The sequence below is a fragment of the Burkholderia sp. BCC1998 genome (genome assembly GCF_905339875.1).
GTDB lineage: Bacteria > Pseudomonadota > Gammaproteobacteria > Burkholderiales > Burkholderiaceae > Burkholderia.
The window spans coordinates 210,313-230,107 of sequence record NZ_CAJPHE010000001.1 but is presented as its reverse complement, the minus strand read 5'-3'; the positions used below and the strand labels follow the sequence as shown (position 1 = coordinate 230,107).

The window sequence follows — 19,795 nt, the reverse complement described above, 5'->3', positions numbered from 1 at the left end:
GCGTTCAGGCCGGTGCGCTGCCTTGAATCAGCCGCGCCGCGACCGACCCGCGCAACGCATTGCAGATCATCAACTCGTCCGCGTTCAGCACATCGTCGAGCGTCAGCACGCGCTCTTTTGCGCCTAGCGCCGGATCCTCGAGCAGCACACCGCGCATCACGCCCGGCAGCACGCCGCACGACAACGGCGGCGTCAACCACACGCCATCACGCTTCACGAACACATTCGACCGCCCACCTTCGGTCACCTCGCCGCGCTCGTTCACGAACAGCATGTCGAAGCCGCCGAGCGCTTCCGCCGCCTGCCACGCACGGTCGTACTCGGCGCGGCGCGTCGTCTTGTGCAGCAGCAGCGCGTCGTCCGTGCGGGTCGGCGCGAAGCCGTGCGCGGACGCGAGCATCACGCCGACCGGCCCCGCGGGCAGCGGCTTCAGCGCCGCGGCCGTGATGTCGACCGTGCCGTCCTTCGCGAGTGCGAGCTTCATCCGGTACGGGCCGTCGCCGTCGAGCGCCGCGCAACGCGCGTCGATCTCGCGGCGCAACGCGTCGGCGTCGAGGCGGAAGCCGAACGCATCCGCGCTGCGCTGCAGCCGCGCGAGATGGCGCTCGAGATGCCGGATGCCGTCCGCACGTGTCGCGGCCGTGGTTTCGAACAACTGGAAGCCGGGATCGGCATCGGTCAGGAATCGCGCTTTCAATTCGCACTCCGCATATTCGTCGGCGGCGACGCTGTCGAGCACGATGCCCGCGCCGACACCCATCCTGCCGCGCCGCCGGCCGCTAGCGGCCGTTGCCGCGTCGCGCGAGCCGATCGTTGCGGCCGCATCGACGGCGATCGCATCGAGCGTCAGCGTCCGGATCGCGACCGACAGGCAGAAATCGCCGCAGCCGGCCACGCCGTCGGGCACCGCAGCGCCTGCCGAAAGGCCTTCCTTCGGTGCATCGAGCCAGCCGATCGCGCCCGTATAGAGCCCGCGCGGCGTCGACTCGATCGCGTCGATCAGTTCCATCGTCTTGTGCTTCGGCGCACCGGTGATCGATCCGCACGGAAACAGCGCACGCAGCATCTGCGCGAACGTGGTGCCGTCGCGCCAGCCGGCCTCGACCGTCGACGTCATCTGCCACACCGACGCATACGGCTCGACCGAGAACAGCGCCGGCACCTTGACCGTGCCCGTGCGCGCGATCCGCGACACGTCGTTGCGCAGCAGGTCGACGATCATCACGTTTTCCGCGCGGTTCTTCGGATCGTTCGCGAGGAACGCGGCAGCCGCCGCATCGTCGCGCGGATCGGCCGAGCGCGGCGCGGTGCCCTTCATCGGCCGCGCGCGCAGCACGTCGCCGTGCTTCTCGACGAACAGCTCCGGCGAGCACGACACGACCCACGCGCCGTCGGGCAGCGCGATCAGCGCGCCGTAACGCACGGGCTGACGCGCGCGCAGCCGCCGGTACAGCGCGAGCGGCGTGCCGAACATGTCGAAATTCAACCGGTACGTGTAGTTGATCTGATACGAATCGCCCGCCCGCAGCGCGTCGTGCACCGCGGCGATCGCCGCGTCGAACGCGTCGCGCGACACACTCTTCGCGACGTGCGCGACGCCCGCGATCGACGGCGGGCCGCCGCCGTCCTGCTGCGCGAGCCACGCATCGACTTCGTCGCGCGACAGGCGCTCGCAGCGCGCATACAGCAAAAAGCGCAGCGGGGCATGGCCCGGCTGCGCTCTGTCCAGATTGCGCCCGAATTCGTAGTCGCCGACGACGATCGCATGCAGCCCGTCGCGCAGATCCTGCGCCACCGCCGCATCGACTTCGTCGAGCCGTGCCGGATCCGTGCACACGCGTTCGCGCACGAAACCGGAATACAAACGACTCGACCGCGCGGACGCGGTCGAGTCGCAATCGTCCAAGAGCGCGAACGACGCGCTCTCGTTGCCTTCAGTCATGCCGTTACTCGAAGAAGCTCTTCACCCGGTCGAACCAGCTCTTGCTCTGCGGGCTGTGACGCGCACCGCCCTCGGCCAGCGACTTCTCGAACTGCTTGAGCAGGTCGCGCTGCTGGTCGGTCAGCTTCACGGGCGTCTCGACCTGCACGTGTACGTACAGATCGCCCGCGATGCTCGAACGCAGACCCTTGATCCCCTTGCCGCGCAGGCGGAACGTCTTGCCCGACTGCGTGCCTTCCGGCACCGGGAACGACGCACGGCCGGCCAGTGTCGGCACCTCGATCTCGCCGCCCAGTGCGGCGGTCGTGAACGGGATCGGCATCTGGCAGTGGAGATCGTCGCCGTCGCGCTCGAACACCGAGTGCGGCTTGATGTGGATCTCGACGTACAGGTCGCCCGGCGGCCCGCCGTTGATACCCGGCTCGCCGTTGCCGGCGGAGCGGATCCGCATCCCGTCGTCGATGCCGGCCGGGATCTTCACTTCGAGCGTCTTGGTTTCCTTCACCTTGCCCGAGCCGTGGCAGTGCACGCACGGTTCCGGGATGTAGGTGCCGGTGCCGTGGCACTTCGGGCAGGTCTGCTGGATGCTGAAGAAGCCCTGCGACATGCGCACCGTGCCCTGGCCGTGACAGGTCGGGCAGGTTTCCGGCTTCGTGCCGGGCTTCGCGCCCGACCCGTGACAGACTTCGCACGATACCCAGCTCGGCACGCGGATCTGCGTGTCGTAGCCGTGCGCGGCCTGCTCGAGCGTGATTTCCATGCTGTAGCGCAGGTCGGCGCCGCGATACACCTGCGGACCGCCGCGGCCGCCGCGCGCGGCACCGCCCGCGGCCTGGCCGAAGATGTCGCCGAAGATGTCGCCGAACGCATCCGCGAAGCCGCCGAAACCCTGTGCGCCCGCACCGCCCATGTTCGGATCGACGCCCGCGTGGCCGTACTGGTCGTACGCCGCGCGCTTCTGGTCGTCCGACAGCATTTCATAGGCTTCCTTCGCCTCCTTGAAATGCTCTTCCGCATCCTTGTTGTCCGGATTGCGGTCAGGGTGATACTTCATCGCAAGCTTGCGATACGCCTTCTTGATTTCGTCGTCGCTCGCGTTCTTCGCGACGCCCAGAACCTCGTAGTAATCCCGTTTCGCCATATCGATTCACTGTGCCGTCGCGCGTCACGCACGCGGCGGCTCCTTTCGCCCGCAGTAAAGTCTCTCGACTCGTCTGGCGCTGCGCCGTCCGCGGACGGCTCGCGCAGCACCCGCCAAAAAACAAATGTGCCCGGAGGGCCGCGAAGCCCGCCAGGCGTGGAGTCGATCCGGCCATCCGGAAGGAAAGACAGACCGCTTTCAGTCGTTGGTCAACCGCGCCGCGCGCGTTTCCACGCGCGGCGTACGGTGCCATTGCAACCCGGCTTAGTCCTTCTTCACTTCCTTGAACTCGGCGTCGACGACGTCGTCGGCAGCCTGCTGCGCACCGCCCGCCTGGGCCGCGCCTTCCGCTGCACCCGCCGCGCCAGCTTGCTGCGCCTGCATGTCGGCGTACATCTTTTCGCCGAGCTTCTGCGAAGCCTGACCGAGTTCCTCGACCTTCGCGTCGATCGCCGCCTTGTCGGCCGACGTATCCTTCAGCACGTCCTCGAGCGACTTCAGCGCCGCTTCGATCTTTTCCTTCTCGCCCGCGTCCAGCTTGTCGCCGTACTCGGTGAGCGCCTTCTTCGTGCTGTGAACCAGCGCGTCGCCCTGGTTGCGCGAATCAGCCAGCTCGCGCAGCTTGTGGTCTTCCGCTGCGTTCGCTTCCGCGTCCTTGATCATCTGGTCGATTTCAGCGTCGGACAGGCCCGAGTTCGCCTTGATCGTGATCTTGTTTTCCTTGCCGGTCGCCTTGTCCTTCGCGCCGACGTGCAGGATGCCGTTCGCGTCGATGTCGAAGGTCACTTCAATCTGCGGCACGCCGCGCGGCGACGGCGGGATGCCTTCGAGGTTGAACTCGCCGAGCAGCTTGTTGCCCGCTGCCATCTCGCGTTCGCCCTGGAACACCTTGATCGTCACGGCCGACTGGTTGTCGTCCGCCGTCGAATACACCTGAGCGTGCTTCGTCGGGATCGTCGTGTTCTTGTTGATCATCTTCGTCATCACGCCGCCGAGCGTCTCGATGCCGAGCGACAGCGGGGTCACGTCGAGCAGCAGCACGTCCTTGCGGTCGCCCGACAGGACCTGGCCCTGGATCGCCGCGCCGACTGCGACGGCTTCGTCCGGGTTCACGTCACGGCGCGGATCCTTGCCGAAGAACTCCTTCACCTTCTCCTGCACCTTCGGCATGCGGGTCTGGCCGCCGACCAGGATCACGTCGTCGATGTCCGACACCTTGACGCCGGCGTCCTTGATCGCGATGCGGCACGGTTCGATCGTGCGCTCGACCAGATCCTCGACCAGCGCTTCCAGCTTCGCGCGGGTGATCTTCAGGTTCAAGTGCTTCGGACCCGATGCGTCGGCCGTGATGTACGGCAGGTTGATTTCGGTCTGCTGGCTCGACGACAGCTCGATCTTCGCCTTTTCAGCGGCTTCCTTCAGGCGCTGCAGCGCGAGCACGTCCTTCGACAGGTCGACGCCCTGCTCCTTCTTGAACTCACCGATGATGTAATCGATGATGCGCTGGTCGAAGTCCTCGCCGCCGAGGAACGTGTCGCCGTTGGTCGACAGCACTTCGAACTGCATTTCGCCGTCGACGTCCGCGATCTCGATGATCGACACGTCGAACGTACCGCCGCCGAGGTCATACACGGCGATCTTGCGGTCGCCCTTCTCGGCCTTGTCGAGGCCGAACGCGAGCGCGGCGGCCGTCGGCTCGTTGATGATCCGCTTGACTTCCAGGCCCGCGATGCGGCCGGCGTCCTTGGTTGCCTGGCGCTGGCTGTCGTTGAAGTACGCCGGCACCGTGATCACGGCTTCCGTGACCGGCTCGCCGAGGTAGTCTTCGGCCGTCTTCTTCATCTTGCGCAGCACTTCGGCCGACACCTGCGGCGGCGCGAGCTTCTCGCCGTGCGCTTCGACCCATGCGTCGCCGTTGTCGGCCTTGATGATCGCGTACGGCATCAGGCCGATGTCCTTCTGGACTTCCTTCTCTTCGAAGCGGCGGCCGATCAGGCGCTTCACGGCGAACAGCGTGTTCTTCGGGTTGGTCACGGACTGGCGCTTGGCCGGCGCGCCGACGAGCACTTCGTTGTCGTCCATGTAGGCGATGATCGACGGCGTCGTGCGCGTGCCTTCCGAGTTCTCGATGACCTTGACCTGGTTGCCTTCCATGATGGCGACGCACGAGTTCGTGGTGCCGAGGTCAATACCGATGATCTTTCCCATTTTTCCTAATCTCCAGAAATGCTTGTTTGCTGCGCGAAACCCCGCGTTTTTGGGCAGTTTCGCGCGCCAGAATTCAACTCTGTTCCCGAAATGCGTCCGGCCGATCCGTTTTCAAGACCCGCCAAGCGATGCGGATATTAAATTTTTTCAATCGCCGCCGGTAGCCGGATCGTACGAACCGGCGTCGCGGTCCGACGGCGCGCCGGCCGCCGCGGCGATCTTCGCGCGCGCCGCCGACACCGCCGCCTGGAACTGCGCGAGGCCATGCCAGCCGGTCGCACGGCCGAGCCGCTTGCCGCGGTGGAAGAAGAACCACGTCGGCACGCCGTGCAGGCCGAAGCGGCGCCCCAGCTCATGATGTTCGTACACGTTGCAATGGAACCACTTCAGATCCAGCGCGCGGATCGCGTCCGGCTGGGCGAGCATCGCCTTCTTGGCGATCTCGCAGTTGAAGCAGTCGACGCCCCAGAAGAACACCACGGCGAGCGCATCCCCGGCGTCGGCGATCGCGGCGTCGAACGTGTCGGCCGCCAGCGCCTGCATGTCGAACGCGTCGAACGCGGCCGGATCGACGCCGGCGGGAACCATCGCGTCGGCCTTACTTCGGCTGGGCGACCGTGACGAGCGCCGGGCGCAGCACGCGGTCGGCGATCATGTAACCCTTTTGCAGGACGGTCACGACGGTGTTCGGCTCCTGCTCGGCCGGCACCATCGAAATCGCCTGGTGCTGGTGCGGATCGAACTTCTCGCCGACCGGGTTGATCGCGACGACGCGGCCCTTCTCGAGCGCGCTCGTCAGCTGGCGCAGCGTCAGTTCGACGCCTTCGCGCACCTTCGTGATGTCGCCGGACGTATCGCCGACGGCAGCCTCGAGGCTGTCCAGCACGGGCAGCAGGTGCTCCGCGAAGCCCTCGATCGCGAACTTGTGCGCCTTCGAGACATCTTCCTGCGCGCGGCGGCGGACGTTCTCGGTCTCGGCCTTCGCCCGCAGGAAGCTCTCCTGCAGCTCGGCGACCTTGGCTTGAGCCTCCGCGAGCGCCGCGTCGGCTGCTTCGGCGGCGGGCGCCGCGCCTTGCGCCGCCTGCTTCTCGCTGCCGATGTCTTCGGCCGATTGGGTAGCCGGGTTCTCTTGCGTGTTTTCCATGTCGCTGAAAGTCGATTAGAGGTTGAAGCCAAATCGGCAACCGCCGGACCGTATGTCGGCGGCACCGCACATTGTTGGTGCAAATAAGGGCGAAAACTGCGATTTCAAGGGGGTTATTCACCGGCATTCGCCAATGCCGTGAAACAACCGCGCTGCGCGCCGCCGATTACGTGCATTTGTCGCCGGATCGGACGAAACGACCGGTAACAACGCTTACCAGGCAAGTACTAGCTCGGCACAGGGGGGTGCACTACACTCCATTCAAGCGTCGAAAAAGCGCGTTTACCCTAGCTTACCGGCGCCTGACATCCACCTGGCGCTGCATTCACAGTCCCATCGAGGCGCGTACCGTGAAACTGACCTTTGCCATATCGGTGGTCGCGCTGGTACTGATTGCCGGCACCACCACCATCTGCCTGTCCGGAGCCGTCACCGACCGCACGACCGAATACGGCAGCGCGCGGGCGACGTTCGACCAGATGTTCAGCTCCCACCAGAAAATCTGTCGATGATGCGCCGGTCGCGCTTGGTCGGCCGGCCGTGCAGCTCCGCCGCCGGCTCGCGATAGGTGCGGCGCCGTTCCAGTTCGGCGAGCCGCGCGACGCGCCCCGCTTCCGTTTCCTCGTAAAGCGTCTGCGCGATGCTCGCGGGCCCGCGCACGTCGCAAATGCCAAGCACGGCAATGTGCCAGACGACACCGTCGATCGCAATCTCGACCTCGTCGCCGACGCGCACGTCCTTGGCCGGCTTCACCGCCGCGCCGCCGATCTTCACGTGGCCCTTGTCGACCGCGTCGGACGCGAGCGAGCGCGTCTTGAAGAAGCGGGCCGCCCACAGCCATTTGTCGATGCGCAGCTTCGCGCCGGGTTCCGTCGAAATCCTGTAGTTCATCGCGTTCAACTCACCGTTTCGGGCTGCGCGGCCTTCACCGGCCAGCCCTGCAGATTCTCGGCGACGATCTCGCCCACCGCGCCGATCCACGCGGGCGCGCCGTTCAGGCACGGAATCCGGTGGAACGCCTGGCCGCCGCCCGCGATGAACTCGTCGCGCACCTCCATCCCGATCTCCTCGATCGTCTCCAGACAATCGGCCGTAAAACCGGGACAGAACACGTCGGCCCGCCGCACGCCCGCCTCGCCGAGTTCGCGCAGCGTCGGCGCCGTGTACGGCTGCAGCCACTCGGCCTTGCCGAAGCGCGACTGGAACGTCACGCGGCATTCGAGCGTCGACAGCCCGAGCGCGGCCATCAGCAGCGCGCCCGTCTGCTGGCACTGGTCGTGATAGGGGTCGCCCAGATCGAGCGTGCGCTTCGGCACGCCGTGGAAACTCAGCACGAGCTTGTCGCCGGCCGCGAAGTCGGGCCGGCCATGCTGCGCCCAGTACTGGCGCACCTGCTCGGCGAGCGCGTGGATGTAGGCCGGATGGTCGGCGTAGTGCCGCACCGTGCGCACTTCCGGCTGGTTGCGCATCCGCGCGAGCGCGGCGAACGCGGCATCGAATGCCGTCGCGGTGGTGGACGCCGAGTATTGCGGGTACATCGGCATCAGCAGCACGCGCTCGACGCCCGCACGCTTGAACTGCGCGAGCGCCTGCGCAATGCCCGGGCTGCCGTAGCGCATCGCGTAGTCGACCGTCACCTGATAGCCGTTCGACGCGAGCAGGTGGCGCACGCCGTCGGTCTGGCGCTCGGTGTACACGCGCAGCGGCGAGCCTTCGGGCATCCAGACGGCCGCGTACTTCTTAGCGGACGCGCGACCGCGCAGCGGCAGGATCAGCGTGCGCAGCAGCACCTGCCAGACGACCTGCGGGATTTCGACGACACGCGGATCCGACAGGAACTCGGCCAGATAGCGCCGCACCGCGCGCGGCGTCGGGGCGTCGGGCGTGCCGAGATTGATCAGCAGCACGCCGATGCGATGGGCAGCTGCGACGCTCGAAGGCGGCTCAAGATCGAAACGCATGGGCAGGAACGTGCTCGGGGCACGCAGTCGGACGGCCCTCAATTATAGCGGGCCGTCTCGCCCGGGTCGGCTGGCCGTTCGGCCGACTGGCGGTGCGCACGGCGCCGCGGCACGATGGCTGGACGGTATCGGTCGGGTTACTGCTGGCTCAGCGTGAGCGACAGCAGCCGCGCGGTGATGTCGACGATCGGGATCACGCGGTTGTACGCCATGCGGGTCGGGCCGATCACGCCGAGCGTGCCGACGATCTGGCCGTTCACCTCGTAGGGCGCGGTCACGACGCTCATTTCCTCGATCGGCACGAGCGTCGATTCGCCGCCGATGAAGATCTGCACGCCTTGGGCGTGGCTCGACACGTCGAGCAATTGCAGGAGGCCCGTCTTTTGGTCGAACACGTCGAACAGCTTGCGCAGCCGCGCCATGTCGGACGACAGATCCGCCACTTCGAGCAGGTTGCGCTCGCCGGAAATGAGCACGGTGTCCTCGGTGTCGGGCACCTCGGTGCTGGCCGTCACGGCCGCATGCATCAGCGTGGTCATGTCGCCGCGCAGCTGGTCGATCTCGTCGCGCAGGCGGCGGCGCACCTCGTCGAACGACAGCCCGGCGAAATGCGCGTTGATGTAGTTGGAGGCCTCGGTGAGCTGCGACGGCGAATAGTCGCGCGGCGTCGCGAGCATCCGGTTCTGCACGTCGCCCTCGGGCGTGACGATGATCAGCAGGATGCGCTTGTCCGACAGCCGCATGAACTCGATCTGCTTGAACACGTGGCTGCGGCGCGGCGTCAGCACGACACCCGCGAACTGCGACAGGTTCGACAGCACGCTCGCCGCGGCCGCCACGACCCGCTGCTGCGGTTCGCCGGCCTGCAGCGTGTTCTGCACCTGGCGCGCGACGGCCTCGGCGTCGATCGGCGCCTCGACCGTCAGCATCGTGTCGACGAACAGCCGATAGCCGCGCGGCGTCGGCACGCGGCCGGCCGACGTGTGCGGGCTCGACACGAGGCCGAGCTCCTCCAGGTCGGACATCACGTTGCGGATCGTTGCCGGGCTCAGTTCGAGCCCGGAATAACGGGACAACGTGCGCGAGCCGACCGGCTGACCGTCGGCGATATACCGTTCGATCAGGGTTTTCAGGAGGGTTCGTGCGCGAGGATCTAGCATGGTGGAAAATTTTAGCGCAACCGCGCGAGCACGGCGAGTGGCCGCGGCCACTGTCGCCCGGGCCGACCGATCCGGCCCCGTTCGCGCACAGCCGGTTCTTTTCGTCAACGAGCTATGGTGTAATGCCGGCATGAAAACCGGTAATCAGTTCAACACCGTCGCGCTCGTCGGCCGGAGCAACACGCCCGGCATCGCCGAGCCGCTCGCCACGCTGGCTGGCTGCATCGCGAAGCTCGGCTTCGAGGTCGTGTTCGAAGCCGAAACGGCGCGCGAGATCGGCATCTCCGGCTATCCGGCGCTCACCCCGGCGGAGATCGGCGCGCGCGCGGACGTGGCGGTCGTGCTCGGCGGCGACGGCACGATGCTCGGCATCGGCCGCCAGCTCGCGCCGTACAAGACACCGCTGATCGGGATCAACCACGGGCGGCTCGGCTTCATCACCGACATCGCGGCGGCCGACATGCAGGCGCGCGTCCCGGTGATCCTGTCGGGCAAGTTCGAGCGCGAGGAGCGCTCGCTGCTCGAGGCCCGGATCGTGCGCGACGGCGAACCGATCTACCACGCGCTCGCGTTCAACGACGTCGTCGTGAACCGCAGCGGCTTTTCCGGGATGGTCGAGCTGCGCGCGTCGGTCGACGGCCGGTACATGTACAACCAGCGTTCGGACGGCCTGATCGTCGCCACGCCGACCGGCTCGACCGCCTACGCGCTGTCGTCGGCCGGCCCGATCCTGCATCCGCAGCTCCAGGGCATCGTGCTCGTGCCGATCGCGCCGCACGCGCTGTCGAACCGGCCGATCGTGCTGCCCGACGATTCGAAGATCGCGATCCAGATCGTCGGCGGCCGTGACGTCAACGTGAACTTCGACATGCAGTCGTTCACGTCGCTCGAGCTGAACGACACGATCGAGGTGCGCCGCTCGAAGCACACGGTGCCGTTCCTGCACCCGGTCGGCTACAGCTACTACGCGACGCTGCGCAAGAAGCTGCACTGGAACGAACACGCATCGAACGAAGACGACAAGGCGTCCTGACGCACCCACGCCCGACACCATGCTCCGCCACCTCTCGATTCGCGACTTCGTCATCGTCGCCGCGCTCGATCTCGAATTCGACAGCGGCTTTACCGTCTTTTCCGGCGAAACCGGCGCCGGCAAATCGATCCTGATCGACGCGCTGGCCCTCGCGCTCGGCGAACGCGCCGACGCGAGCGTCGTGCGCGCCGGCTGCGGCCGCGCCGACATCACCGCCGAATTCACGCCGCACGACCGCGTCGCGCGCTGGCTCGACGAACACGCGTTCGACGCCGAGGACACCGTGATGCTGCGCCGCGTGATCGACGCGAACGGCCGCTCGCGTGCATTCATCAACGGCACCAGCGCGACGCTCGCGCAGCTGCGCGAGCTCGGCGAGATGCTGGTCGACATCCACGGTCAGCACGCGCACCAGCTGCTGATGCGGCCCGACGCGCAGCGCGAGCTGTTCGACACGCACGCGGGGCTCGTGGCCGATGCCGCGAACGTCGCACGCGCGTGGCGCGTCTGGCGCGACGCAACGCAGGCGATCGACGCCGCGAAAGCGCATGAGCGCGAACTGCAGCTCGAACGCGAGAAGCTCGCCTGGCAGCTCGCCGAACTCGACAAGCTCGCACCGCAACCCAGCGAATGGGACGAAGTCGGCAGCGAGCACAAGCGCCTGTCGCATTCGGCGAACCTGATCGCCGGCGTGCAGGGCGCGCTCAACGCGCTGTCCGAGGCCGACGACGCGATGCTCCCGCAGCTCGGCGCGATCGTGTCGAAGCTGCGCAGCCTGGCCGACTACGACACGGGGCTCGGCGATGCGCTCGCGTCGCTCGAACCGGCCGAAATCCAGCTGCAGGAAGCCGTCTATTCGCTGTCGCACTACGCGCAGCGCCTCGATCTCGACCCGGCCCGGCTCGCGCAGGTCGAAACGCGCCTCGACGCGCTGCACTCGACCGCCCGCAAGTTCCGGCTGCCGCCCGACACGCTGCACGAGGAACATGCGGCACGCCGCGCGCAGCTCGCCGCGCTCGACGCGGCCGCCGATCTCGGCGCGCTCGAAGCCGCGCAGGCGAAGGCACGGGAAGCCTATCTCGCCGACGCGAAACACCTGTCGACGGCCCGCGCGCAGGCCGCGAAGGCGCTCGGCACGGCCGTCACGGCCGGCATGCAGGAACTATCGATGGCGGGCGGCAGCTTCGAAGTCGCGCTCGTGCCGCTCGCCGACGGCGGCCCGCACGGGCTCGAACAGGTCGAATTCCGGGTCGCCGGGCACCCGGGCGTGCCGCTGCGGCCGCTCGCGAAAGTCGCGTCGGGCGGCGAACTCGCACGGATCAGCCTCGCGCTGGCCGTGATCGCTAGCGCCGCCAGCCCGACGCCGACGCTGATTTTCGACGAAGTCGACACGGGGATCGGCGGCGGCGTCGCCGAGGTGGTCGGCCGCCTGCTGCACCAGCTCGGGCGCGACCGCCAGGTGCTGTGCGTGACGCACCTGCCGCAGGTCGCCGCACGCGGCGACCATCACTTCCAGGTCGCGAAAGGCGCCGACGAGCGCGGCGGCACCGTCTCGTCGGTCGTCCCGCTCGACAAGGCGAGCCGGGTCGAGGAAGTCGCGCGGATGCTCGGCGGGCTCGAGATCACCGCCACCACGCGCAAGCACGCGAAGGAAATGCTGGCGGCCTGACGCCGGCTTCGTCGGCCGAATGCAGAAGATCGGCGCATGCGCCGGTCCCGGACCGCCGACGAACCCCACGTTTTTCGGCACGTGGCGTGTCGCTTTTCCCGGAACAGGCCTGCAGCGGCACGGCGAGCTGGCAGACCGATCTACCGGTCGAACCGCTCGCACGGCGCAGTTTTTCGATGGACGGCCGCCGCCCGGGCGCGCCCGCCCTGCCCCGCGGATTCGAGCGTCCTGCCGCGAACGCCGAATTCAAACGTCCGACTCAAACTCCCGTTTCGACTGCGCCGAACACACGCTCCCACAACGCCGTCACGGCCGCCCGCTCGTCGGCCACCAGCGCCGGATCGACCCGCGCCTTCTCCATCCCGTCGAGCCGCAGCTTGTGCTGCAGCTTCCGGTACTTGCGATACGCGGCGCCGACGCGCTCGGCCTCGTCCTCGCCCATCAGCCCGAATCGCGCGACCTCGCGCAGCAGTGCGATGTTGCCGGTGTTGCGGATCAGCTCGGCATCGCTCGACGCATGCAGCAGCACCCAGTACTGGACGATGAACTCGATGTCGACCATCCCGCCGCGATCGTGCTTCAGGTCGAACAGCTCGGTCTGGTTCGGGTGGCCGGCGAACACCTTGCCGCGCATGTCGACGATTTCCTTCGCGAGCACCGCCCCGTCGCGCGGCGTCGTCAGCACCTGCTGGCGGATCGCCTCGAAGTCCGTGCCGATCTGCGGATCGCCCGCGCTGTAGCGGGCGCGCGTCAGCGCCTGGTGTTCCCACACCCACGCGGTGTTGGCCGCGTCGCCCTCGCGCAACTGGTAGCGGCGGAACGCGTCGAGATCGGTCACGAGCAGCCCGGCCTCGCCGTTCGGCCGCAGCCGCAGGTCGATGTCGAACAGCGCGCCCGCGCCGGTCGCGGTCGTGAGCCACGTGATCAGCCGGCGCGTGAACGTCGTGTAGACGTCCGCCGAGCGCTCGTCGGGGTCGTCGTACAGGAAGATCAGGTCGAGATCCGATGCGTAGCCGAGCTCCTTGCCGCCGAGCTTGCCGTACGCGATCACCGCGAACTTCGGCACGTCGCGGTGGCGCTTCGCGAGCTGCGACCAGACGACTTCGATCGTCACGTCGAGCACCGCGTCGGCGAGTTCCGACAGGCGGTCGCTCACATGCTCGACCGACAGCTGGCCGGCCAGGTCGATCAGCAGGATGCGGAACACCTCCGCGTGCTGCGCGTGTCGCAGCAGGTCCATCTGCTGCTCGGGGCCGTCGGCGGCCGCGAGGCGCGCACGCAATGCGTCCTTGAACGCAGGCCAGTCGAACGGGCTCGCGATCGCTTCGTCGTCGAGCAGTTCGTCGAGCAGCTGCGGATGGCGAATCAGGTAGCCGCCGCCCCAGCGCGTCGCGCCGAGCACCGACAGCACGCGGTCGAGCGCGGCCGGATACTCGGTCAGCAGCGCGAGATAGACGCCGCGCCGGCTGACCGTCTCGAGCAGGTCGAACAGCCGCACGATGGTGTCGTCGCGGCGCGCGGCGTCGATCCGCGGCGCGGCCTCGAGCGCGCGCTGCGCGACGCTGTCGAAACGCTGCCGGCTCTTTTCCGGCAGGCCCGCGTAGCGCGACGACTGCCAGATCGCGCGCAGCCGCGCGAGCACGGCCGCCGGATCGGTGAAGCCCACGCCGTCGAGGCGCGCGAGCAGCGCGTCGTCTTCGCCGTCGTCGGCGAGCGCCCCGCTCCAGATCCACGTCGCGGCCGTGTCCTCGCCCGCCGCGCAGGGGCCGCCGTTCACCTTGTCGGCAAAGATCTGGTCGAACTGCGCCTCGACGAACGTCCGGTGACCGTCGAGCACCGTCATCAGCGCCGCATAGTCGGCAAAGCCGAGCGACGCGGCCAGCACCGCCCGCTCGCCCGGATCGACCGGCATCGCGTGCGTCTGCGCGTCGTCGCGGTACTGCAGCCGGTGCTCGAGCGTGCGCAGGAAGTTGTAGGCGTCGGTCAGGCGCTCGCGCACGTCCTCGCCGATCAGCCCGCGCGCCTGCGCATGGCGCAGCACCGCGAGCGTCGGCCGCACGCGGAATTCCGCATCCTGGCCGCCGCGGATCAGCTGGAACACCTGCGCGCTGAATTCGATTTCGCGGATTCCGCCGCGCCCGAGCTTGATGTCGTCGGCCTTGTCGGGCCGCATCGACGCGCGGCGCGCGGCTTCCTGGCGAATCTGCTGGTGCAGCGCACGGATCGCGCCGATCACGCCGAAGTCGAGATAGCGGCGGTATACGAACGGCTTGACGATCGATTCGAGCTGCGCCGCCAGCCGCCGCGCCGCGTCGCTGTCGCCTTCGGATACGAGCCGCCCCTTGATCCACGCGTAGCGCTCCCATTCGCGCCCCTGCACGTAGAAATACTCCTCGAGCATCCCGAGACTGCAGACGAGCGGCCCCGAATCGCCGTTCGGGCGCAGCCGCATGTCGACGCGAAACACGTAGCCGTCGGCCGTGACCTCGGACAGCACGCCGATCAGGCGCCGACCGAGCCGCGTGAAATATTCCTGGGTGGACAGCGGCGAGCGCGTGCCGCCGGCCGTTTCCCCGTCGTCCTCGTAGACGAAGATCAGGTCGATGTCCGACGACACGTTCAGCTCGCGGCCGCCGAGCTTGCCCATCCCGACCACGCCGAGCACAACGCGCTGGCCGTCGGCGCCGCGCGGCTCGCCGTACATCGCCTCGAGCTCGGCCGACAGCAGCGCGAGCGAGCGCTGCACGGCCACTTCGGCGAGATCGGTCATCGCGCCCGTCACCTCGGCGACGCTCGCGACGCCGCGCAGGTCGCGCTCCGCGACCGCGCCGAACACCTCGATACGCAACTGCCGCAGCGCGCGCTTCAGTTGCTCGTCGCCCGGCGCGGCCGTGCCGGCCGGCGTGGCGAGCAGTTCGGTCAGGCGCGCGTCGAGTTGCGCGCGCGTGAGCGGCGCGGCGGCCCACGCGGCGATCTGGTCGGACAGCGCGGGACGCGCGGCGGCCGCGCGGGCGAGATAGCGGGAATAGGACGTGCTGATCAGGGCGGAAGCGTCGGTCATCGAAAAGCGGGCCTGGCAGTAAGGCCCCGCTGCGGGACAACGCGTGCGCGTCCCGCTGCCGACAGGCCCCTTGGACTCGGCGCGGTGTCGCGACGCGGGTGCGCCGCCGCGACAACCGCGCGCAGGAAAGCCCGTGCCGTGCGGGCTCAACGGCCGCCGGCACGAACCCGTGTGATACATTTCAACGTCAGTCTGCAAAACTACCATATCGCCGCCCTTCCGCCGCATGTCCGACCGTCAGGAATCCGCCGTAGCTGAGCCCGAAGCGGGACCTCCGAAGCACGATCATCCGGTCCTGCGTCGCGTGTTCAGGGTGACGCTGGCAGTCGGGATCGGCACGTACTTCGTCGCGTCCGGCGTGTTCCTCGGGATGCGCTACGTGCTGCTGCCGCGGATCGACGAATACCGCCCGCGCATCGAGCGCGCGGTGTCCGACAAGCTGCACGCGCAGCTTTCGATCGGCAAGCTGTCTCCGCACTGGTCCGGCATGCAGCCGGGCGTCGAAGTCGCCAACCTCACCATTCGCGGCCGTGACGGCCAGATCGCGCTGTCGGTCCCGCACGCGACGGCCGCGCTCTCGTGGATGTCGCTGCTGCGGCTGTCGCCCGCGCTGTCGAGCCTGATCGTCGACCATCCCGACCTCGTCGTCGCGCGCGCCGCCGACGGCTCGCTGAGCGTCGCGGGCGTCGGCGTCGCGACCACTCACGGCGGCAACGACACGTTCGGCACGTGGCTGCTGAAGCAGGAAGCGATCGTGCTGCGCAACGGCACGCTGCGCTGGCGCGACGCGCAGCACGACGCACCGGAACTCGCGCTGTCCGGCATCCGCCTCGCGGTGCTCAACCACGGCCGCGAGCACAAGGCCGCGCTGCAGGCGCCCGCGAACGGCACGCTGCTGCTCGGCCCACTCGATTTCCGCGCGCGTTTCCGCCACAAGCCGCTCGCGCCGATCGGCAAGCCGACGAACTGGACCGGCGACGCGTACCTGTCGACCGGCCCGGTCGACCTGCAGACGCTCGGCCGCTATCTCGACATCCCGCTCACGATCCACGCGGGCCGGATCGACAACGCGATCTGGGCGACCTTCCAGGACGGCCACCTGCGCTCCGCGGGCGGCGACCTGCAGGGCGCCGACGTCGTGCTGCGCGTGCGGCCGACCCAGCCGCGCCTCGACGTGCCGACGGTCGGGTTCGGCTGGGACATGGCGCTGGACGCCGGCCACGACTACACGCTGCACCTGACGCGCTTCAACGCGGAGCTCGGCCAGCCGCCGCTGCCGGACGGCACGCCGCTCGCCCGTTCGCTCGCGCTGTCGACGCTGACCGCCCGCTACCGCGTGCCGACCGCCGACCAGGGGCAGCTGCTGAGCGTCGTCGGCGACCGCGTCGATCTCGGCATCCTCAGCGAGTTCATCCGCGGGCTGCCGCTGCCCGCGCGGCTGCGCAACGAGCTGATCAAGCTCGACCCGCGCGGGATGGTGTCGAACTATCACATCGAGGTCGAACGCGCGAAGCCGGCGCGGGCCGAGCTCGCCGACGAAGAGCGGCGCACCGGCGCCGCGCCGATCGTCCGCTACCGCTTCCTCGGCGATCTGCAGGGCATCAGCGTCGCCGCGCAGGAGCCGCCGCCGGGTCTTTCCCCGCGCGGCCACCCGCGCGCCGGCTGGCCGGGCGTCGAGAATTTGTGGGGCCGCATCGATGCGAAGGAAACCGGCGGCACCGCGCACTTCGACACGGTCAATGCGGCGGTCACGGTACCCGGCGAATTCGACGAGCCGCGCCTGACCTTCGACCGGCTGCGCGGCAACGCGAAATGGGTGATCACGCCGGCGCCGGGCGAGAAGCACGCGCGCGTCGACGTGACGTTGCCCGACCTGTTCGTCGCGAACCCCGATGCGGAAATCGCGGTGTCCGGCACGTACACGAACCCCGGCCACGGCCGCGGCTCGCTCGACCTGCGCGCGGATTTCGCGCGCGCATCGGTGGCGCGCATCCCGCGCTACCTGCCGACCGGGATGTCCGAGCACCTGCGCGACTATCTCGGCCATGCGCTGCAGGACGGCCAGGTGACCAAGGGGGCGTCGATCGTCGCCCGCGGCCCGCTCGAGAAATTCCCGTTCGAACACGAGCCGGACGCCGGCGTGTTCCACATCGTCGCGCCGTTCACCGGCGGGCGCTTCGAGCCGACGCCGTACCCGCCGCGCAAGCTCGCGAACGGCACGCCGAGCGTCTGGCCCGCACTCGACGGAATCGACGGCGTGTTCGAGCTCGCGCAGAACAAGCTGCGCTTCGACATCGCGCGCGCGCACTACAAGCGCGTCGCGCTGACGAAGGTCGCCGGCTGGATCGACGATCTCGGCAATCCGTCGAAGTCGCCGCTCGTCATCGACGGCCATGCGCAAGGCCCGCTCGCGGACCTGATCGACTACGCGGACAACAGCTCGCTCGGCACGATGAGCGGGCACATCGGCCAGCGGATCGATGCGCAGGGGCCCGCGGCGCTCGCGCTCAAGATCACGATTCCGCAGCACGTTCCGCATCCGCATACGCACGTCGAGGGCACGCTCGCGTTCGGCGGCAACACGCTGTCGACCGACGGCGTGCCGCCGCTGTCCGCGCTGCGCGGCAGCGTGCGCTTCAGCGAGGCCGGCGCGTCGCTGCACGAGCTGTCGGGGCGCTTCCTCGGCGGCCCGGTGCGCGCGAACGGCAACTTCCAGTCGCACGGCCCGTACGCGGTGGACGTCGACGGCAAGCTCGCGCTCGACGCCGCGCGCGGCCTGAACCTGCGGGGCACGGCCGCGGCGCTGCTCGAGCACGTGGTCGGCGACGCGCCGTACCAGCTCGCCGTGCGCGGCGCGCCGGGCCGCTTGCCGGAGGTCACCGCGCATTCCGACCTGACGGGCGTCGCGCTGAATTTCCCGGCGCCGTTCGCGAAACCGGCCGGCACGCCGATGCCGTTCCGCTTCACGCTGCAGCCGGCCGCCCAGGCCGGCGGCAAGCGCCTCGAGCATGCCGACCTGACGCTCGGGCCCGTGTCCGCGACCTACCTGCTCGACGCGACGCCCGGCCAGCCGCTGCGCGCGGTGCGCGGCGCGATGGGCATCCATCGGATGCCCGATCTGCCGCAGGACGGCGTGAGCGCCGCCGTCGACGTCGACGAACTGGATGCCGACGCGTGGCTCGCGCTCGCCCGCACGCTGCAGCACGACACGCCGCGCGCGCCGGAGCCGCAGGCCGCGCCGCGCGTCGACGTCGCGAGCTTCACGCCGAAGCGCTTCGCGCTCCACTTCGGCACGCTGAAGCTGCTCAAGCGCAACTGGGAAAACGTGATCATCGGCGCGTCGCACGTCGACGAGCTGTGGCAGGCGAACATCGCGTCGAACCAGGTCTCGGGCTACCTGTCGTGGGCGCCGGGCGGCGGCCACAACGGTGCGGGCGTGCTGAACGCGCGGCTCGCGAAACTCGTGATCCCGCAGAGCGCGCAGCACGACCTCGTCGGCCGCGCGATGAACCTGCCGACGCCGACCGACCGGCCGATGCCGTCGGTCGACCTGATCGTCGACCAGGTCGTCGCGCGCGATCACGACATCGGCAGGCTCGTCGTCAACGCGCGCAACCTCGAGGAAGACGGCGTGCCGGTGTGGCAGCTCGACAAGTTCGAACTGGCGAACCCGGCCGCGAAGCTGACGGCGACCGGCAACTGGCGCACGTCGCGCCGCGCGCTGGCCCGCGGCGTCGACGAAAACGATGCGCCGCGCCGCAGCGTGTTCGACTTCAAGCTCGACGTCGGCAACGCGGGTGCGCTGCTCGACCTCGTCGGCCTGCCGCGCACGCTTGCAAACGGCCACGGCACCGTGACCGGCAAGGTCGGCTGGCGCGGCGGCCCGACCGCGGTCGATCTGCCGTCGCTCGGCGGCCAGGTCGCGCTCGACCTGGAGCACGGCCAGATCCTGAAGGTCGATCCGGGTGCCGCGAAACTGCTCGGCGTGCTGAGCCTGCAGAGCCTCGCGCGCTTCCTGACGCTGAATTTCCGCGACGTGATCGGCAAGGGACTGCCGTTCGACAAGATCACGGGCACCAGCCGGATCTCGAACGGGATCGCGCGCACCGACGACTTCTCGATGACGACGGCGCCGGCGAACGTGACGGTGCGCGGCGCGGTCGACCTCGGCGCCGAGACGCAGGACCTGCACGCGCACGTCGCGCCGAAGATCGGCGCCGGCACGGCGGCAATCGCGGCCGCGATCATCAATCCGCTGCTGGGTGTCGGCGTGCTGGCCGCGAACTACGCGCTGTCGGAGACGCTGTCGCACGCGTTCGCGCTCGACTACGCGATCACGGGCTCGTGGGCGCATCCGCACATCGAGCGGGTGCGAGGCGATCAGGGTAAGATGAATCACGGTCCGGCCGATGCGGCGAGCCACTGACGCGCGCAGGGTGCCGGGCCGCACCCCATTTATGACGCAACCGATCCAGC

General features: G+C 68.8%; 13 protein-coding genes. 4 read left to right on the top strand and 9 right to left on the bottom strand.

Annotated features, from left to right (window positions below; genetic code table 11):
* Nucleotides 1-4 precede the first annotated feature (4 nt).
* From U5A56_RS01025 to grpE, 5 genes are all read right to left on the bottom strand, one after another.
* On the bottom strand, nt 5-1,942 hold the full coding sequence (locus U5A56_RS01025) for a bifunctional anthranilate synthase component I family protein/class IV aminotransferase (RefSeq protein ID WP_321920719.1): 1,938 nt from the start codon (nt 1,940-1,942) through the stop codon (nt 5-7).
* A 4-nt stretch (nt 1,943-1,946) separates the two neighbouring features.
* Nucleotides 1,947-3,083: a molecular chaperone DnaJ gene (gene dnaJ / locus U5A56_RS01020; protein ID WP_044844050.1), complete on the bottom strand. Its 1,137-nt coding sequence runs from the start codon at nt 3,081-3,083 to the stop codon at nt 1,947-1,949.
* Between the two features lie 264 nt (nt 3,084-3,347).
* Nucleotides 3,348-5,291, bottom strand: a complete 1,944-nt coding sequence (gene dnaK, locus U5A56_RS01015; protein WP_044844049.1) for a molecular chaperone DnaK — start codon at nt 5,289-5,291, stop codon at nt 3,348-3,350.
* A 147-nt stretch (nt 5,292-5,438) separates the two neighbouring features.
* Nucleotides 5,439-5,879 (bottom strand): thioredoxin family protein, encoded by a 441-nt coding sequence (locus U5A56_RS01010; RefSeq protein WP_321920718.1) that lies wholly within the window; start codon nt 5,877-5,879, stop codon nt 5,439-5,441.
* A gap of 10 nt (nt 5,880-5,889) precedes the next feature.
* Nucleotides 5,890-6,435 carry a nucleotide exchange factor GrpE gene (gene grpE / locus U5A56_RS01005; protein WP_044844047.1) on the bottom strand — a complete coding sequence of 182 codons (546 nt, stop codon included), beginning with the start codon at nt 6,433-6,435 and terminating at the stop codon, nt 5,890-5,892.
* A gap of 350 nt (nt 6,436-6,785) precedes the next feature.
* On the opposite strand from grpE, the gene U5A56_RS01000 reads away from it, so the two are divergent.
* On the top strand, nt 6,786-6,947 hold the full coding sequence (locus U5A56_RS01000) for a hypothetical protein (protein ID WP_006476841.1): 162 nt from the start codon (nt 6,786-6,788) through the stop codon (nt 6,945-6,947).
* On the opposite strand, the gene U5A56_RS00995 is transcribed toward U5A56_RS01000, so the two are convergent.
* From U5A56_RS00995 to hrcA, 3 genes are all read right to left on the bottom strand, one after another.
* Nucleotides 6,919-7,326 carry an RNA-binding S4 domain-containing protein gene (locus U5A56_RS00995; protein WP_124487960.1) on the bottom strand — a complete coding sequence of 136 codons (408 nt, stop codon included), beginning with the start codon at nt 7,324-7,326 and terminating at the stop codon, nt 6,919-6,921. The genes U5A56_RS01000 and U5A56_RS00995 overlap by 29 nt on opposite strands.
* A gap of 5 nt (nt 7,327-7,331) precedes the next feature.
* Nucleotides 7,332-8,396, bottom strand: coding sequence for a ferrochelatase (gene hemH, locus U5A56_RS00990; protein WP_321920717.1), 1,065 nt, complete (start codon nt 8,394-8,396; stop codon nt 7,332-7,334).
* 137 nt (nt 8,397-8,533) lie between these two features.
* The gene (gene hrcA, locus U5A56_RS00985; protein WP_011544637.1) at nt 8,534-9,556 is read right to left on the bottom strand and encodes a heat-inducible transcriptional repressor HrcA; all 1,023 of its coding nucleotides are present in this window, start codon (nt 9,554-9,556) and stop codon (nt 8,534-8,536) included.
* Nucleotides 9,557-9,686: 130 nt separating this feature from the next.
* Here hrcA and U5A56_RS00980 point away from each other — a divergent pair, with 130 nt between their 5' ends.
* A complete protein-coding gene (locus U5A56_RS00980; RefSeq protein ID WP_124487961.1) occupies nt 9,687-10,589 on the top strand; it encodes an NAD kinase in 903 nt (300 codons plus the stop codon).
* A 19-nt stretch (nt 10,590-10,608) separates the two neighbouring features.
* A complete protein-coding gene (gene recN, locus U5A56_RS00975) occupies nt 10,609-12,258 on the top strand; it encodes a DNA repair protein RecN (protein ID WP_321920716.1) in 1,650 nt (549 codons plus the stop codon).
* A 259-nt stretch (nt 12,259-12,517) separates the two neighbouring features.
* Here the strand turns inward: recN and glnE are convergent, their stop codons facing one another.
* Nucleotides 12,518-15,319, bottom strand: a complete 2,802-nt coding sequence (glnE, locus tag U5A56_RS00970) for a bifunctional [glutamate--ammonia ligase]-adenylyl-L-tyrosine phosphorylase/[glutamate--ammonia-ligase] adenylyltransferase (RefSeq protein ID WP_321920715.1) — start codon at nt 15,317-15,319, stop codon at nt 12,518-12,520.
* A gap of 226 nt (nt 15,320-15,545) precedes the next feature.
* Between glnE and U5A56_RS00965 the strand changes: the two genes are divergently transcribed.
* Complete coding sequence (locus U5A56_RS00965; RefSeq protein WP_321920714.1) at nt 15,546-19,745, top strand: YhdP family protein; 4,200 nt, start codon at nt 15,546-15,548, stop codon at nt 19,743-19,745.
* The last annotated feature ends 50 nt before the right edge of the window (nt 19,746-19,795 follow it).